The organism is Pseudomonas sp. PWP3-1b2, from assembly GCF_049896045.1.
GTDB lineage: Bacteria > Pseudomonadota > Gammaproteobacteria > Pseudomonadales > Pseudomonadaceae > Aquipseudomonas > Aquipseudomonas antarctica_B.
The window spans coordinates 97,546-112,397 of sequence record NZ_JAFCTN010000003.1; the positions used below are offsets into that span (position 1 = coordinate 97,546).

At 61.4% G+C, this 14,852-nt stretch carries 15 protein-coding genes and 1 pseudogene; 13 read left to right on the plus strand and 3 right to left on the minus strand.

Going from position 1 to position 14,852, the window contains the following annotated elements; translation table 11 throughout:
* The 4 genes and pseudogenes from ACP7A2_RS02910 to ACP7A2_RS02925 all read left to right on the plus strand — a co-directional run.
* A pseudogene (locus tag ACP7A2_RS02910) lies at window positions 1-72 on the plus strand (DNA-directed RNA polymerase subunit omega); the annotation flags it as partial.
* Window positions 73-132: 60 nt separating this feature from the next.
* Window positions 133-2,238 (plus strand): bifunctional GTP diphosphokinase/guanosine-3',5'-bis pyrophosphate 3'-pyrophosphohydrolase, encoded by a 2,106-nt coding sequence (spoT, locus tag ACP7A2_RS02915; protein ID WP_375065564.1) that lies wholly within the window; start codon window positions 133-135, stop codon window positions 2,236-2,238.
* Window positions 2,239-2,262: 24 nt separating this feature from the next.
* A complete protein-coding gene (locus tag ACP7A2_RS02920) occupies window positions 2,263-2,643 on the plus strand; it encodes a RidA family protein (RefSeq protein ID WP_339471072.1) in 381 nt (126 codons plus the stop codon).
* 56 nt (window positions 2,644-2,699) lie between these two features.
* The gene (locus tag ACP7A2_RS02925) at window positions 2,700-3,443 is read left to right on the plus strand and encodes a hypothetical protein (protein WP_426133007.1); all 744 of its coding nucleotides are present in this window, start codon (window positions 2,700-2,702) and stop codon (window positions 3,441-3,443) included.
* 124 nt (window positions 3,444-3,567) lie between these two features.
* On the opposite strand, the gene ACP7A2_RS02930 is transcribed toward ACP7A2_RS02925, so the two are convergent.
* Window positions 3,568-4,419, minus strand: a complete 852-nt coding sequence (locus ACP7A2_RS02930) for an SDR family oxidoreductase (RefSeq protein ID WP_426133008.1) — start codon at window positions 4,417-4,419, stop codon at window positions 3,568-3,570.
* 188 nt (window positions 4,420-4,607) lie between these two features.
* Between ACP7A2_RS02930 and exbB the strand changes: the two genes are divergently transcribed.
* The 9 genes from exbB (at window position 4,608) to ACP7A2_RS02975 (ending at window position 13,254) form a co-directional block, all read left to right on the plus strand.
* Window positions 4,608-5,588 carry a tonB-system energizer ExbB gene (exbB, locus tag ACP7A2_RS02935; RefSeq protein WP_426133009.1) on the plus strand — a complete coding sequence of 327 codons (981 nt, stop codon included), beginning with the start codon at window positions 4,608-4,610 and terminating at the stop codon, window positions 5,586-5,588.
* A 6-nt stretch (window positions 5,589-5,594) separates the two neighbouring features.
* Window positions 5,595-6,020, plus strand: coding sequence for a TonB system transport protein ExbD (gene exbD, locus ACP7A2_RS02940; RefSeq protein ID WP_017526806.1), 426 nt, complete (start codon window positions 5,595-5,597; stop codon window positions 6,018-6,020).
* Entirely contained in the window at window positions 6,017-6,766 is a 750-nt protein-coding gene (locus ACP7A2_RS02945) for an energy transducer TonB family protein (protein ID WP_426133010.1), read from the plus strand. The genes exbD and ACP7A2_RS02945 overlap by 4 nt, the downstream gene beginning before the upstream one ends.
* Before the next feature lie 169 nt (window positions 6,767-6,935).
* The gene (locus tag ACP7A2_RS02950) at window positions 6,936-7,280 is read left to right on the plus strand and encodes a cupredoxin domain-containing protein (protein WP_348055476.1); all 345 of its coding nucleotides are present in this window, start codon (window positions 6,936-6,938) and stop codon (window positions 7,278-7,280) included.
* A 3-nt stretch (window positions 7,281-7,283) separates the two neighbouring features.
* Complete coding sequence (locus ACP7A2_RS02955) at window positions 7,284-8,126, plus strand: FTR1 family iron permease (protein ID WP_426133011.1); 843 nt, start codon at window positions 7,284-7,286, stop codon at window positions 8,124-8,126.
* Window positions 8,123-8,653, plus strand: coding sequence for an iron transporter (locus tag ACP7A2_RS02960; protein WP_348055473.1), 531 nt, complete (start codon window positions 8,123-8,125; stop codon window positions 8,651-8,653). The genes ACP7A2_RS02955 and ACP7A2_RS02960 overlap by 4 nt, the downstream gene beginning before the upstream one ends.
* Window positions 8,654-8,771: 118 nt before the next feature.
* Window positions 8,772-9,692, plus strand: a complete 921-nt coding sequence (locus ACP7A2_RS02965; protein WP_426133012.1) for a LysR substrate-binding domain-containing protein — start codon at window positions 8,772-8,774, stop codon at window positions 9,690-9,692.
* An 8-nt stretch (window positions 9,693-9,700) separates the two neighbouring features.
* Window positions 9,701-11,776: an ATP-dependent DNA helicase RecG gene (gene recG / locus ACP7A2_RS02970; RefSeq protein ID WP_375065577.1), complete on the plus strand. Its 2,076-nt coding sequence runs from the start codon at window positions 9,701-9,703 to the stop codon at window positions 11,774-11,776.
* Between the two features lie 77 nt (window positions 11,777-11,853).
* Window positions 11,854-13,254, plus strand: coding sequence for an HDOD domain-containing protein (locus tag ACP7A2_RS02975; protein ID WP_426133013.1), 1,401 nt, complete (start codon window positions 11,854-11,856; stop codon window positions 13,252-13,254).
* Between the two features lie 121 nt (window positions 13,255-13,375).
* Here ACP7A2_RS02975 and ACP7A2_RS02980 read toward each other — a convergent pair whose 3' ends face one another.
* Both ACP7A2_RS02980 and tagQ read right to left on the minus strand, forming a co-directional pair.
* Window positions 13,376-13,750, minus strand: coding sequence for a hypothetical protein (locus ACP7A2_RS02980; RefSeq protein ID WP_003195530.1), 375 nt, complete (start codon window positions 13,748-13,750; stop codon window positions 13,376-13,378).
* 124 nt (window positions 13,751-13,874) lie between these two features.
* Window positions 13,875-14,798 carry a type VI secretion system-associated lipoprotein TagQ gene (gene tagQ, locus ACP7A2_RS02985; protein ID WP_348055463.1) on the minus strand — a complete coding sequence of 308 codons (924 nt, stop codon included), beginning with the start codon at window positions 14,796-14,798 and terminating at the stop codon, window positions 13,875-13,877.
* Between the last annotated feature and the right edge of the window lie 54 nt (window positions 14,799-14,852).

Below are 14,852 nucleotides of genomic sequence, written 5' to 3' on the forward strand. Positions count from 1 at the left end.
GCCAACGCCGAAATCGTTGAAGACGAACCGCTGTTTGCAGCGTTCGAGGACGAGTCCAACGAGGCCGTCTAAGCCTATGCCTGGTCGACGTAGCACGGCGCGGGGTCACAGCCAACGGCAGGAGTTCACACTTTGCCGAGCATAGACGCCCTCGCCGATCGCTTATCGGCCTACCTCGGCCCAGACCAGGTCAACCTAGTCCGCCGAGCGTATTTCTACGCCGAACAAGCCCACGACGGCCAACGCCGACGTAGCGGTGAGGCGTATGTCACGCATCCTCTTGCGGTGGCAAATATTCTGGCCGACATGCACATGGACCATCAAAGCCTGATGGCCGCGATGCTGCATGACGTGATCGAAGACACCGGCATCGCCAAGGAAGCGCTCAGCGCGCAATTTGGCGAAACCGTGGCTGAACTGGTCGATGGGGTCAGCAAACTGACCCAGATGAACTTCGAGACCAAAGCCGAAGCCCAGGCAGAAAACTTCCAGAAAATGGCCATGGCCATGGCCCGTGACATTAGGGTGATTCTGGTCAAGCTGGCCGACCGGCTGCACAACATGCGCACGCTGGAAGTGCTGTCCGGCGAAAAGCGCCGGCGCATCGCCAAGGAAACCCTGGAAATCTACGCACCCATCGCCAACCGGCTGGGCATGCACGCCATTCGTATCGAATTCGAAGACCTCGGCTTCAAGGCCATGCACCCGATGCGTTCGGCGCGCATCTACCAGGCGGTCAAACGCGCCCGGGGCAACCGCAAGGAAATCGTCAACAAGATCGAAGAGTCCCTGAGCCATTGCTTGGCGATCGACGAGATTGAAGGCGAAGTCAGCGGCCGGCAGAAGCACATCTACGGCATCTACAAGAAGATGCGCGGCAAGCGCCGGGCCTTCAACGAGATCATGGACGTGTATGCGTTCCGGATCATCGTCGACAAGGTCGACACCTGCTACCGCGTGCTCGGCGCTGTGCATAATTTGTACAAACCCCTGCCGGGGCGTTTCAAGGATTACATCGCCATTCCCAAGGCCAACGGCTATCAGTCGCTGCATACCACGCTGTTTGGTATGCACGGGGTGCCGATCGAGATCCAGATCCGCACCCGCGAAATGGAAGAGATGGCCAACAACGGCATCGCCGCACACTGGCTGTACAAATCCAGCGGCGACGAACAGCCAAAAGGCACCCATGCCCGCGCCCGCCAGTGGGTCAAAGGCGTGCTGGAAATGCAGCAACGTGCCGGCAACTCCCTGGAATTCATCGAAAGCGTGAAGATTGACCTGTTTCCGGACGAGGTCTACGTGTTCACGCCTAAAGGCCGGATCATGGAGCTGCCCAAAGGCTCCACGGCGGTCGACTTTGCTTACGCGGTGCATACCGACGTGGGTAATAGCTGCATAGCCTGTCGGATCAACCGTCGACTGGCCCCGCTGTCGGAACCGCTGCAAAGCGGCTCCACGGTGGAGATCGTCAGCGCACCAGGCGCGCGTCCGAACCCGGCGTGGCTTAACTTTGTGGTCACGGGCAAGGCGCGCACGCACATCCGTCACGCCCTGAAACTGCAGCGCCGCTCCGAATCCATCAGCCTGGGCGAACGCCTGCTGAACAAGGTGCTTAACGGCTTCGACAGCTCTCTGGACAAGGTCCCGGCCGAGCGCGTGCAAGCGATGCTCCACGAGTATCGCCAGGAAACCGTTGAAGACCTGCTGGAAGACATCGGCCTGGGCAACCGCATGGCCTATGTCGTCGCCCGCCGCCTGCTTGGCGAAGGCGAACAATTGCCAAGCCCCGAAGGCCCGCTGGCGATTCGCGGCACCGAAGGCCTGGTGCTCAGCTATGCCAAGTGCTGCACGCCGATCCCGGGCGACCCGATTGTCGGCCACCTCTCGGCGGGCAAAGGCATGGTCGTGCACCTGGACAACTGCCGCAATATCACCGAAATCCGTCACAACCCGGAAAAATGCATCCAGCTCTCGTGGGCCAAGGATGTCACCGGCGAATTCAACGTCGAGCTGCGGGTGGAGCTGGAGCATCAGCGCGGCCTGATCGCCCTGCTGGCCAGCAGCGTCAACGCGGCCGACGGCAATATCGAGAAAATCAGCATGGACGAACGCGATGGTCGCATCAGCGTGGTCCAACTGGTGGTCAGCGTACACGACCGCGTGCACCTGGCCCGCGTGATCAAGAAACTGCGCGCCTTGACCGGGGTCATCCGCATCACCCGTATGCGTGCCTAATAAACCTCTTACAAGGAGTCACACATGACCAAGACAGTTATCACCAGCGAAAAAGCCCCGGCCGCCATCGGTACTTACTCCCAGGCGATCAAGGCGGGTAACACCGTCTACATGTCCGGCCAGATCCCGCTGGACCCAAAAACCATGGAACTGGTTGAAGGTTTTGAAGCACAGACCGTACAGGTCTTCGAAAACCTCAAGTCGGTTGCAGAAGCTGCCGGTGGTTCGTTCAAAGACATCGTCAAGCTGAACATCTTCCTCACCGACCTGAGCCACTTCGCCAAGGTTAACGAGATCATGGGCAAGTACTTCGAACAACCGTACCCAGCCCGCGCTGCTATCGGCGTTGCCGCCCTGCCAAAGGGCGCGCAGGTTGAGATGGACGCGATTCTGGTCATCGAGTAAAACACCCGGCGCAGCCTTTGCAGGTTGCGCCGACTTCGTTTTAGAAGGATTTCGTAATGCGCAAAGCGCTTGTAGCCTTATCAACGCTTGCCCTGTTCCTCGGCGGCTGCGCCAGCAACCCCGCCGACCTGGATGTGAGCGGCACCTGGGTCAACCAGGCCGCCATCGATGCGGCAGCCAAGGGCGGCCCTTTGCGTGAAGCCCTGCAAACCTTTGGCCCGAACCTCGAATGGGAGGTCAACCCGAAGGCGTCACAGGCTCGCTACTACAACGGTTTTGAAGTAGCTGAAGGCAAGTTGCTCGGTGAGAAATCCGGCGCCTGGAGCGTCGAGTTCTACGGCAGCTCTGCCACCGAACTCAAGCGTAAAGGCAAACAACTGCTGCAAGTGGCCAACGATAACGAGCCAGAGCAGCTGTTCGCCCGCGCCAAGGACCCGGCCCCGGAAGGTGCGCCATTGGGTGCCAACTTCGAGCGCGCGTTGTATGCGGCTTACCTGGGCGGCGACTGGAAGATTAAAGACGGCAACGGCGACGGCGCCATTGTGCAGTTCCAGGCTAACGGCAAAGTTGCCGGCCTGCCTGGCGTTGATCAATATTCGATGTGCCTGGCAGGCGACTGCGCCTCCATGAGCGGCGGCTACGACAGCATCTGGCTGCAGTTGAACGGCCAGGGCAACCCGTGGATCTTCGTGCGCAAGGGCAAGAAGCTGGAAATCTTCCAGGCGGTGAATACGGCGCAGGCGGATGAAGTGCCTCAGTTCACCCCCGGCCCTCGTCAGTGGTTGCTGGAAAAGCAATAACCAGCATCACCTGAATCCAAATGTGGGAGCTGGCTTGCCTGCGATGACGGTGTCACATCCAATTCAAATGTGACTGACACACCGCTATCGCAGGCAAGCCAGCTCCCACATTTTTGACCGCGCCTCAGCCCTTGAGAATCGCGGCATACCCTTCCCGGTAAGTCGGATACGTCGGCTTCCAGCCCAACGCCTTCACCCGCGCATTACGGCACCGCTTGCTCCCGGCCCGCCGCACACTGGCGTCGTCTGCCCACTCGGTCACACCCAGATACTCACGCAACCAGCCCACCACTTCCGCCAACGGCGCGGGCGCATCATCCACGCCGATATAGACCTTGTCCAACGCACCGCCCTGCTCCACATGCCGCAACAAAAATGCCAGCAAGCCTGCCGCGTCATCCGCGTGAATCCGGTTGCCATATAGAGGTGGGTCGGTCGCTACGCGATAGCCCTTGCGCACTTGGGTCAACAGCCACTCACGGCCCGGGCCGTAGATGCCGGTCAAGCGCACGATGCTCGCCGGAATACCGCTATTGAGTGCCACTTGCTCGGCTTCAAGCATCACGTTGCCGGAATAACCCTGCGCCTTAGTGTCGGACGTTTCGTCGACCCACTCCCCATTCTGCTGCCCATACACACTGCTACTGGAAACAAACAACAGGTGTTTCGGCTCCTGACCGTAGTCGCCGAGCCACTCCAGCACGTGCTGCAACCCTTGCACGTAAGCCGCGCGATAGCCGGCTTCGTCGTGGTCGGTGGCCGCAGCGCAGTACACCAGATAATCCACCCCGCCGATCGGCCAGGTGTCAGGGCAGTCTTTTTTGAACAGGTCGCCGGCGATGCCGATCACCCCATCGGGAAGCTTCGAAATATCACGGCGCAGGCCGTGAACCTCCCATTCCGAGGCCAGCAATTGGCTAGCCAGCCGACTACCCACATCGCCGCAACCGGCAATCACAACAGAAGGCGCAGACATCACAAAACTCCATTCTTAAAGGCGCAGATTAGCCTCCGGATGTGACCAGCGGCCAGCAAAAGGACAAATAAAGTAACTGTATTACTTCTGTTAACAAGAATTACTTGCAATAATAACCCCCCATTTGTCCTCGACCCCAGCGGGTCTGGAAGGACGATCACCCATTTTTTCTCTCAGGTCCGGCCAGCATGACACGTAATACAAACCCCGCTTCGCCAACCAAGCCTCACAGCCCATCCCGCGCCTGGCGTGCGATTGCCGCGATGCTGTTCAGCGTTCTGCTGGCACCGACCGTTGCCTTCGCTGACGCCACCGCCCCAGCGGCTCCGGCCGCTGCCGAGCAAAACGCGGCGACCCCGGCGGCTCCTGCCGCAGCACCGGCCGCCACCGCTCCGGCTCAGGCTGCAACCCCAGCCGTCGCCGACGAAACCGGTGTAGTGCTGGAAGAAGACAACACGTTGGGCATGGCCCACGACCTGTCCCCTTGGGGCATGTACCAGAACGCTGACGTGGTGGTAAAAGCCGTGATGATCGGCCTGGCCATCGCCTCGATCATTACCTGGACCATCTGGATCTCCAAAGGCTTCGAGCTGCTGGGCGCCAAGCGTCGTCTGCGTGCCGAGATCGTCCACCTGAAAAAAGCCACCACCCTCAAGGAAGCCAGCAGCACTGCGACCAAGCAGGGCACGCTGGCCAACCTATTGGTACACGACGCGCTCGAAGAAATGCGCCTGTCGGCCAACACCCGGGAAAAAGAAGGCATCAAGGAGCGTGTAGCGTTCCGCCTCGAGCGTCTGGTTGCAGCCTGTGGCCGTAACATGAGCAGCGGCACCGGCGTACTTGCGACCATCGGTTCCACCGCGCCGTTCGTGGGCCTGTTCGGTACTGTGTGGGGCATCATGAACAGCTTCATCGGCATCGCCAAAACCCAGACCACCAACCTCGCCGTCGTTGCCCCCGGCATCGCCGAAGCCCTGCTGGCAACAGCCCTGGGCCTGGTTGCCGCGATTCCTGCGGTAGTGATCTACAACGTCTTCGCCCGTTCGATTGCCGGCTACAAGGCTCAGGTATCGGACGCGTCGGCAGAAGTTCTGCTGCTGGTCAGCCGCGACCTCGATCACCTGCCTACCGAGCGCAGCTCGCAACCGCACATGGTGAAAGTGGGGTAATCGGCCATGGGCCTGCATTTGAATCAAGGCGACGACGAGCTCGTCGAGAACCACGAAATCAACGTCACGCCGTTTATCGACGTGATGCTGGTGCTGCTGATCATCTTCATGGTGGCGGCACCGTTGGCCACCGTGGACATCAAGGTCGACCTGCCCGCGTCCAGCGCCAAGCCTGCGCCGCGGCCGGAGAAGCCGATTTTCCTCAGCGTCAAGGCGGACCAACGCCTGTTCCTGGGCGAAGAAGAAGTCAAAACTGAAACCCTGGGCCCGGTGCTCGATGCCAAGACCCAAGGCAAGAAAGACACGACGATCTTCTTCCAGGCCGACAAAGGCGTGGACTACGGCGACCTGATGAGCGTGATGGATGCCCTGCGGGCAGCCGGCTACCTCAAGGTAGGCCTGGTCGGACTTGAGACGGCAGCCAAGAAATGATCACGACGCGCCACAAACTGACGCGTTATGGCACCAGCCTCGCCGTCGTGCTGGGCGTGCATGCCGTCGCGATCATCATCGCGCTTCAATGGTCCGCGCCGCATCCGGTGCAGTTGCCACCGGCGGCCATGGTCATCGACCTGGCACCGATGCCTGCACCGCCGCCGCCTGCCCCGCCCAAGGTGATCACGCCGCCGCAACCGCCTGCACCGGTGGAAGAACTGCCTCTGCCGAAACTGGCCGAGGCACCCAAACCAACAATCCAGGTGCCCAAGCCGGTCAAACCCAAGCCCAAGCCAGCGCCGCCCAAGCCTGTGGAGAAAAAGCCCGAGCCGCCCAAGGAGAAACCTTCCGAAGAGCCGCCGAGCGAATCCCCGCCGACCAACACGCCTGCGGAAAAATCCGCCCAGCCAGCGCCTGGCCCATCGCCGCAACAGGTTGCTGCCAAAGCCTCCTGGGAAGGCGCGCTGCTGGCGCATTTGCAGAAGTACAAGAAGTACCCGCCGGGCGCCCAGCAACGTGGCAAGGAAGGCTTGAACCGTTTGCGCTTTGTGGTCGATGCCGAAGGCAACGTGCTGTCCTATGAATTGGTAGGCCGCTCCGGCAACGCCGATCTGGACCGTGCAACCCTGGACATGATCCGTCGTGCCCAGCCGCTGCCCAAGCCACCGGCCGACATGTTGAAAGGCGGCAGCGTCGAGATCGTCGCACCGTTCGTTTACAACATCGAGAAGCGTCGTCGCTAAGCCACTTCCAATGGGCACCCGCAGGTGCCCATTGCCCCTCTTTTATCTCCTCGCCCGCCGGCTGCTGAACCGCAGCTGAATGCATGACTGATGTCATGCGTCTTCACTTGTAACATTCCAATACAAAGCCAAGCATGCGCGAACAGTTCTCATTTGAGAGGTTTTCGCGATGCTCCGCTTTCTGCGCATACCCGCCTTACTGCTCGCGCTCGCTGGCGCGTCTTGCGCAGCCCATGCCGATCAGTTGGTCACCTTGACCGTCCAGAACCATACCTTTTCGCCCCCGAGTTTCACGGTGCCGGCTGGCGAACGCTTTCGCATCCAGCTCACCAATAACGACGACAGCGTCGACGAGTTTGAAAGCTACGACATGAAGTTCGAAAAAATCGTCGTACCGGGCAACACCATCACCGTGTTCGCCGGGCCGATGCACCCTGGCACCTACAGTTTTTTTGATGATTACCACCCGGACCAGGCCAAAGGCACCGTCACTGCCGTTGAAGCCAAGGAGTAAGCCATGCTCGCTTGCCTGTTGATCGTGTTTCGAGAAGTACTGGAAGCCGGGATCGTCATCGGCATTGTCATGGCCGCCACTCAGGGGCTGGCCAGACGCGGGCTGTTCATCGCTGGCGGGATTTTCGCAGGCGTATGCGGCGCCGGCCTCCTGGCGCTGTTCACAGGCGCTATCACGCAGGCGCTGGATGGCTTCGGCCAGGAGATTTTCAACGCGGCCATTCTGATCGTCGCCGTGGTCATGCTGGGCTGGCACAACCTGTGGATGGCCAGCCATGGCCGGGAGCTGGCGAACGAACTGCGCAGCACCGGCCTGGCCGTGCAGAAGGGCGACAAATCCTTGCTGGCCCTGGCGGTGGTCATCACCGTGGCGGTGCTGCGCGAAGGTTCGGAGATTGTTCTGTTTCTCTATGGCATCGCCGCCTCCACCCACACCGAGCCCCTGACCATGCTCATCGGCGGCCTGCTCGGCATTGCCGCCGGCGGTGCGCTGTCCTGGCTGCTGTATCGCGGTTTGCTGGTGATCAGCCTCAAGCGCCTGTTCTCGGTCACCACGTGGATGATCGCGGTGCTCGCCGCCGGCATGGCCGGTCGCGCCGCCGCCATTCTGGCGGGCATCAACCTGATTCCGGCCTGGGGCTATCAGCTCTGGGACACCTCGTGGCTGGTCTCCGACGCCAGCCTCGGCGGCCGTGCCCTGCAAGCCATGACCGGCTACACCGATCGCCCCTTGGGCGTGCAGCTGTTTGCCTGGCTGCTCACCCTCGCCGTCCTCGTACTCGGCAGCCGCCTGATTCATTCGCGCCCACCCAAACCCCGATCACCCACCCTGGAGCGTCACCCATGAAGCACCTGTGCAAACCCGTCGCCGCAGCACTGGCACTCGCCACCACCCTGGCGTTCTCCGCGTACAGCCAAGCGCGTGAGTATCCGATTGGCGGGCCCGTGCAGGCCCATGACATGGAAATCGCCTCGTCCTACCTGACCGGCATCGAAATGGCCCCCATGCCGCCAGGCATGGTGATGGACAAAGACTCGGTCCACCTCGAGACCGACGTGCACGCCACCGCCGACAACAAATACGGCTTCGCCAACGGTGAGTGGATACCCTACCTGAGCATCAGTTACTCGCTGGTCAAACAGGGCTCGCCGAACTACAAGGAAATCGGCACGCTGCTACCGATGGTGGCCAAAGACGGCGCCCACTACGCCAACAACGTGAAGATGGACGGGCCGGGCACCTACACCGTGGTGCTGCGTTATGAGAGCCCGCAAATCAACGGCTTTTTCCACCACGTCGACAAGGAAACCGGCGTACCTGAATGGTGGGGCCCGTTCACCGAGACCTTCACGTTCAAATATCCGCAGAACTGAGTGCTTGAAAGGGCGTGCGACATCCGATTAGCGGTGTCGTAAACCCAAAGGCGTCTGATAACGTGCGTCTATCGATTGCAGCCGGTATGCTTGGCCCGCAACCTCATGGACGCTCGCTATGACCCTTACAGAATTACGCTACATCGTGACCCTCGCCCAAGAGCAGCATTTCGGCCACGCGGCCGAGCGTTGCCATGTCAGCCAGCCGACGCTGTCGGTGGGTGTGAAAAAGCTTGAAGACGAACTCGGTGTGCTGATTTTCGAGCGCAGCAAGAGCGCCGTGCGCCTGACCCCGGTCGGCGAAGGCATCGTTGCCCAGGCCCAGAAGGTGCTGGAACAAGCGCAAAGCATTCGCGAACTGGCCCAGGCCGGCAAGAACCAGCTGACGGCACCGCTTAAAGTCGGCGCCATCTACACCGTCGGTCCGTACCTGTTTCCGCACCTGATTCCGCAACTGCACCGCGTTGCGCCGCAGATGCCGCTGTATATCGAAGAAAACTTCACCCACGTACTGCGCGACAAATTGCGCAACGGTGAGCTGGACGCGATCATCATCGCCCTGCCCTTCAATGAAGCGGACGTGCTGACGTTGCCGCTCTACGACGAGCCGTTCTACGTGCTGATGCCGGCCTCGCACCCGTGGACGAAAAAAGACACCATCGACGCCGGCCTGCTCAACGACAAGAGCCTGTTGCTGCTCGGCGAAGGCCACTGCTTCCGCGATCAGGTATTGGAAGCTTGCCCAACCTTGACCAAGGGCAATGACGGCGCCAAGCACACCACCGTGGAATCCAGCTCCCTGGAAACCATTCGCCACATGGTCGCGTCCGGCCTGGGCATTTCGATCCTGCCGCTGTCGGCAGTGGACAGCCACCACTACGCCCCCGGCGTCATCGCAGTGCGCCCACTCACGCCGCCGGTGCCGTTCCGTACCGTGGCGATCGCCTGGCGCGCAAGCTTCCCGCGCCCGAAAGCCATTGAGATCCTCGCCGACTCGGTCCGCTTGTGCTCGGTTGCCAAACCGTCAACGGCGAGCTAAGCAACGGTATGACTGAGCTGTCGCAGGTGTCGGTGACCGCACTTAAAGGTGTCGGTGAGGCCATGGCCGAGAAGTTGGCCAAGGTCGGCCTGGAAAACCTCCAGGACGTGCTGTTCCACTTACCCCTGCGTTATCAGGACCGCACCCGCGTCGTGCCCATCGGCCACTTGCGCCCCGGGCAGGATGCCGTCGTCGAAGGCACCGTCAGCGGCGCCGATGTGGTGATGGGCAAGCGCCGCAGCCTGGTGGTGCGCCTGCAGGACGGTACCGGCGGCCTGAGCTTGCGCTTCTACCACTTCAGCAATGCACAAAAAGAAGGACTCAAGCGTGGCACCCGCGTGCGCTGCTACGGCGAAGCCCGTCCCGGCGCCTCGGGCCTGGAGATCTACCACCCGGAATACCGCGCCATCACGGGCGACGAGCCGCCGCCGGTAGACACCACCCTCACGCCAATCTACCCGCTCACCGAAGGCCTGACTCAGCAACGCTTGCGCCAACTGTGCATGCAGACGCTGACCATGCTCGGCCCGAAAAGCCTGCCCGACTGGCTGCCCGTTGAGCTGGCACGCGACTATCAACTGGCGCCGCTGGACGATGCGATTCGCTACCTGCATCACCCGCCGGCCGACGCCGATGTCGACGAACTCGCCCTGGGTCATCACTGGGCCCAGCACCGTCTGGCTTTTGAAGAATTGCTGACCCACCAACTGTCTCAGCAGCGCCTGCGCGAAAGCATGCGTTCCCTGCGCGCACCGGCGATGCCGAAAGCTACGCGCCTGCCCGCGCAATACCTGGCCAACCTGGGTTTCGCACCCACCGGCGCCCAACACCGCGTGGGCAATGAAATCGCCTACGACCTCAGCCAGCACGAACCCATGCTGCGGTTGATCCAGGGCGACGTGGGCGCAGGCAAGACCGTAGTCGCAGCTCTCGCCGCTTTGCAGGCACTCGAAGCCGGTTACCAGGTGGCGCTCATGGCGCCCACCGAAATTCTCGCCGAGCAGCACTTCATCACCTTCAAGCGCTGGCTCGAGCCTTTGGGTCTGGAAGTGGCGTGGCTGGCCGGCAAGCTCAAGGGCAAAGTCCGCGCCGCTGCCCTGGAGCGGATCGCCGAGGGCGCACCGATGGTGGTGGGCACCCACGCGCTGTTTCAGGATGAAGTGAAGTTCAAAAACCTCGCGCTGGTGATCATCGACGAGCAGCACCGTTTCGGTGTGCAGCAGCGCCTGGCCCTGCGCCAGAAAGGCGTGGGCGGCCGGATGAACCCACACCAGTTGATCATGACCGCCACGCCCATCCCGCGCACCCTGGCGATGAGCGCTTACGCCGACCTCGACACCTCGATCCTCGACGAACTGCCGCCCGGTCGAACCCCGGTAAACACGGTGCTGGTCACCGACACCCGGCGAGTCGAAGTGATCGAACGGGTACGCGGCGCCTGCGCCGAAGGCCGTCAGGCCTACTGGGTGTGCACACTGATCGAAGAATCCGAAGAGCTGACCTGCCAAGCCGCCGAAACCACCTTTGAAGACCTCACCAGCGCGCTGGGTGAACTGAAGGTCGGCCTGATTCACGGCCGCATGAAACCCGCCGAAAAAGCCGCGGTGATGGCCGAATTCAAAGCCGGTAACCTGCAATTGCTCGTAGCCACTACGGTGATCGAAGTCGGTGTGGACGTGCCCAACGCCAGCCTGATGATCATTGAAAACCCAGAGCGCCTGGGCCTTGCGCAATTGCACCAATTGCGCGGGCGCGTTGGCCGGGGCAGCGCCGCCAGCCACTGCGTGTTGCTCTATCATCCGCCGCTGTCGCAGATCGGCCGTCAGCGCCTGGGCATCATGCGCGAAACCAACGACGGTTTTGTCATCGCCGAAAAAGACCTCGAGCTGCGCGGCCCCGGCGAAATGCTCGGCACCCGCCAAACCGGCCTGCTGCAATTCAAGGTCGCCGACCTGATGCGCGATGCTGATCTGCTGCCCGCCGTGCGCGATGCGGCGCAAGCGCTGTTGGAGCGCTGGCCGGATCACGTCAGCCCATTGCTCGATCGCTGGCTACGGCATGGGCAGCAATACGGCCAAGTGTGACGCCTCACTCACTTATCCAACCTACAGTTGTATCAAGCTGGTTATACTTCGAAGACTGTACGAATTTGGATCAGGCCATGTCAGAAGTCGCCCTCGCCACAGCCCCACTGACCGCACCGCCGGTCATTCGGGCTCTGCTCGCAAAGCTCGCTATCCCTTACACGGAAGTCGCTGAACACGCTGGCCTGAATCCCGCACGAAAGGTTCAGGCGGTGCTGCTGGAAGATGCCGTCGGCGTACTCATGGTGCTGTTCCCGCAAAACCAGTTGCTCGACCTCAACCGCTTGGCCGAACTTACCGGTCGCCGCCTCACTGCGGTGTCCCCGGATCGCGTCGAGCGCCTGCTCGGCAAGCATGAACTGAGCCTGTTGCCGGGCCTGCCCGCCTTGACCACCTCGCCGTGCCTGTATGAAGGCAGCCTGCTTGCCGAGCCGAGTTTGCTGGTGCATTCGGGTGAAGCTGGCCTGTTGCTGGAAATCGCCAGCGATGACTTCAAGACCATGCTCACCAAGGCCAGCGCCGGGCACTTCGGCGAACCGCTGAGCAACATCCGGCCCAACCTCGACCGCCCGAATGACGACCGCGAGGAAATCACCCAGGCCATGCAGGCGTTCACCGCCCGCCGTATCCAGCAACGCCTGGAAGCGACCCTCGAAATTCCGCCGCTGGCCGACACCGCCCAGAAGATCATCAAGCTGCGTGTCGACCCCAACGCCACCATTGATGACATCACCGGCGTGGTGGAAACCGACCCGGCACTGGCTGCCCAAGTGGTGAGTTGGGCCGCGTCGCCGTACTACGCCTCGCCCGGCAAAATTCGCTCGGTTGAAGACGCCATTGTTCGCGTACTGGGCTTTGACCTGGTGATCAACCTGGCGCTGGGCCTGGCCCTCGGTAAAACCCTGAGCCTGCCCAAGGACCACCCGCACCAGTCCACGCCGTACTGGCACCAGTCGATCTACACGGCCGCCGTGATCGAAGGCCTGACCCGCGCCATGCCGCGCGCGCAGCGCCCGGAAGCTGGCCTGACGTACCTGGCCGGCTTGCTGCACAACTTCGGCTACCTGCTGCTGGCTCACGTGTTCCCGCCGCACTTCTCGCTGATCTGCCGTCATCTGGAGGTCAACCCGCACCTGTGCCACAGCTATGTCGAGCAGCATTTGCTGGGCATCAGCCGCGAGCAAATCGGCGCCTGGCTGATGCGCTACTGGGACATGCCGGACGAACTGTCCACTGCGCTGCGTTTCCAGCACGACCCAAGCTATGACGGCCAATACGCCGAGTACCCGAACCTGGTATGCCTGGCAGTGCGTCTGCTGCGCAGCCGAGGGATTGGCTCCGGGCCGGACGAAGCGATTCCGGATGCGCTGCTTGAGCGCCTGGGGTTGAGCCGGGACAAGGCGGAAAGCGTGGTGGGTAAGGTGCTGGATGCCGAAGTGTTGCTGCGCGAGTTGGCTTCCCAGTTCACCCAGGGCTGAATTTGTCACCTGACAGACCGCCATCGCAGGCAAGCCAGCTCCCACATTTTGATTTGCGAACACCGTCAAATGTGGGAGCTGGCTTGCCTGCGATGAATCCACCGCGGTCTATCTGAAAACCCTACTTCTTTTTCTTCGGCTTCAAATACTTCGTCAGCCCCTGAAACCAGATCACCAGCGCCGGGTTGCCCTTGATCTGAATTGACTTGTCTTGAATTCCCGTCATGAACGCCAGTTGCTTGTTCTTCGCCTGCATCGTGGCGAAGCCGTAGGCGGCATCCTTGAACGCGATGGCAAATGCCGGCGCAGGATGAACACCTGAGCGGCTGGTGATGCGCTGGTCTTTGACGATGAAGTGACGGGCAACCTTGCCGTCGAGGGTCTGCAACTGGAACGCCAGGTCTTTGTCACCCAACTGTTGCTGGAAGGCGGGATTGGTGCGGCTGGCTTTGCCCATCATCAGGCCCAGCACCCACAACAAAAGACGAAATTTCATGCACACGGCCTCGGTGTAATTATGGAGTGGCCGCAGCAGTGTAACGATTTGCCGGAGGAACGCCACCGATCTCGCGCTTTAGCAGGAGATCGGCTGGCGTTTAACGCTTATAGCAACATGTTACTTAAACGTTAGGGCATGGCACCGGCGCCCAATCGGCGAGGTTTGGATCACGGCAAGTGCCTTCAATCTGCGCTTTACCGGCAGTGGCGACCTGCTTGCTTTCAGCCTGCTTGGCCTGCACGGTCTGGATGCTCTTCTCGGTAGTCACCGCTTCTTTCGGCACTGTTGGCAGCTTGGCTTTTTTCGCCGGTTTCACGGCTTTTTTGCCTTTGGTCGGGGCCACTGCAGGCGTGGTGTCGGCGGTGGCCACGGTGACCACGTCGGTACGCTGCACGCCTACTTGTTGCAGGTCTTTCTCGTAGGCCTGGGTGTAGTTGTTGAGGTCTTCGCTGGCTTTGCCGTTGACCGCAACGATCAGGTCATTCGACTCTTTCAGGCCCGACACGATTTCCGCCAGGCGCTTGCGGCCTTCGGTGTCGTTGACGGTCTTGGCCTTGCGATCATTCACCAGCTTGGTGAATGCGCTCTGGTAGCACTGCTGGGACGCTTTGGCGTACGCGGTGCTGCGGTCGATGTCGGACGCACTTTTGTTGAAGTCGGTGGAGTACGACGCGATGCGCTGGTTGTCATCGGTGATCTGCTTCTGACGCTCGGTGTAGTAACCGGCTGCGCCGCCAGCCAGGGCGCCGCCCGCTGCACCGATGGCCGCGTTACGGCCGCGTTTTTCGGAGTCGCCGGTCAGGGCGCCCAGCAGTGCACCGCCGGCTGCGCCGATGGCGGCACCGGTCACGACCGACTTGGTCATGTTCGAATCCGTTGCGCGCAGGTGTTGCACCGGCTCGTAGCAGTTCGGGTAGTACTCAACCTTGGTGCTCGACGCCACCTTGGAGGCTGGCGACGTGGCGCAACCGGTCAATACGGTGCTGAAACCGGCTGCGATCAGCAGCAGGTGACGCTTGGAAACCGCCTTACGTGAAAAAAGCATAGGTGTGTTCTCTTTTAAGTTTGACTTGCCCAGCACGGCCCACCGCCGCCTGAG

Excerpts from the sequence above, each read along its gene's own strand:
- ACP7A2_RS02920 (WP_339471072.1), top strand. The coding sequence starts at position 2,263 with ATGACCAAGACAGTTATCACCAGCGAAAAAGCCCCGGCCGCCATCGGT.
- ACP7A2_RS02925 (WP_426133007.1), top strand. The coding sequence starts at position 2,700 with ATGCGCAAAGCGCTTGTAGCCTTATCAACGCTTGCCCTGTTCCTCGGC.
- ACP7A2_RS02930 (WP_426133008.1), bottom strand. The coding sequence starts at position 4,419 with ATGTCTGCGCCTTCTGTTGTGATTGCCGGTTGCGGCGATGTGGGTAGT.
- exbB (WP_426133009.1), top strand. The coding sequence starts at position 4,608 with ATGACACGTAATACAAACCCCGCTTCGCCAACCAAGCCTCACAGCCCA.
- exbD (WP_017526806.1), top strand. The coding sequence starts at position 5,595 with ATGGGCCTGCATTTGAATCAAGGCGACGACGAGCTCGTCGAGAACCAC.
- ACP7A2_RS02945 (WP_426133010.1), top strand. The coding sequence starts at position 6,017 with ATGATCACGACGCGCCACAAACTGACGCGTTATGGCACCAGCCTCGCC.
- ACP7A2_RS02950 (WP_348055476.1), top strand. The coding sequence starts at position 6,936 with ATGCTCCGCTTTCTGCGCATACCCGCCTTACTGCTCGCGCTCGCTGGC.
- ACP7A2_RS02955 (WP_426133011.1), top strand. The coding sequence starts at position 7,284 with ATGCTCGCTTGCCTGTTGATCGTGTTTCGAGAAGTACTGGAAGCCGGG.
- ACP7A2_RS02960 (WP_348055473.1), top strand. The coding sequence starts at position 8,123 with ATGAAGCACCTGTGCAAACCCGTCGCCGCAGCACTGGCACTCGCCACC.
- ACP7A2_RS02965 (WP_426133012.1), top strand. The coding sequence starts at position 8,772 with ATGACCCTTACAGAATTACGCTACATCGTGACCCTCGCCCAAGAGCAG.
- recG (WP_375065577.1), top strand. The coding sequence starts at position 9,701 with ATGACTGAGCTGTCGCAGGTGTCGGTGACCGCACTTAAAGGTGTCGGT.
- ACP7A2_RS02975 (WP_426133013.1), top strand. The coding sequence starts at position 11,854 with ATGTCAGAAGTCGCCCTCGCCACAGCCCCACTGACCGCACCGCCGGTC.
- ACP7A2_RS02980 (WP_003195530.1), bottom strand. The coding sequence starts at position 13,750 with ATGAAATTTCGTCTTTTGTTGTGGGTGCTGGGCCTGATGATGGGCAAA.
- tagQ (WP_348055463.1), bottom strand. The coding sequence starts at position 14,798 with ATGCTTTTTTCACGTAAGGCGGTTTCCAAGCGTCACCTGCTGCTGATC.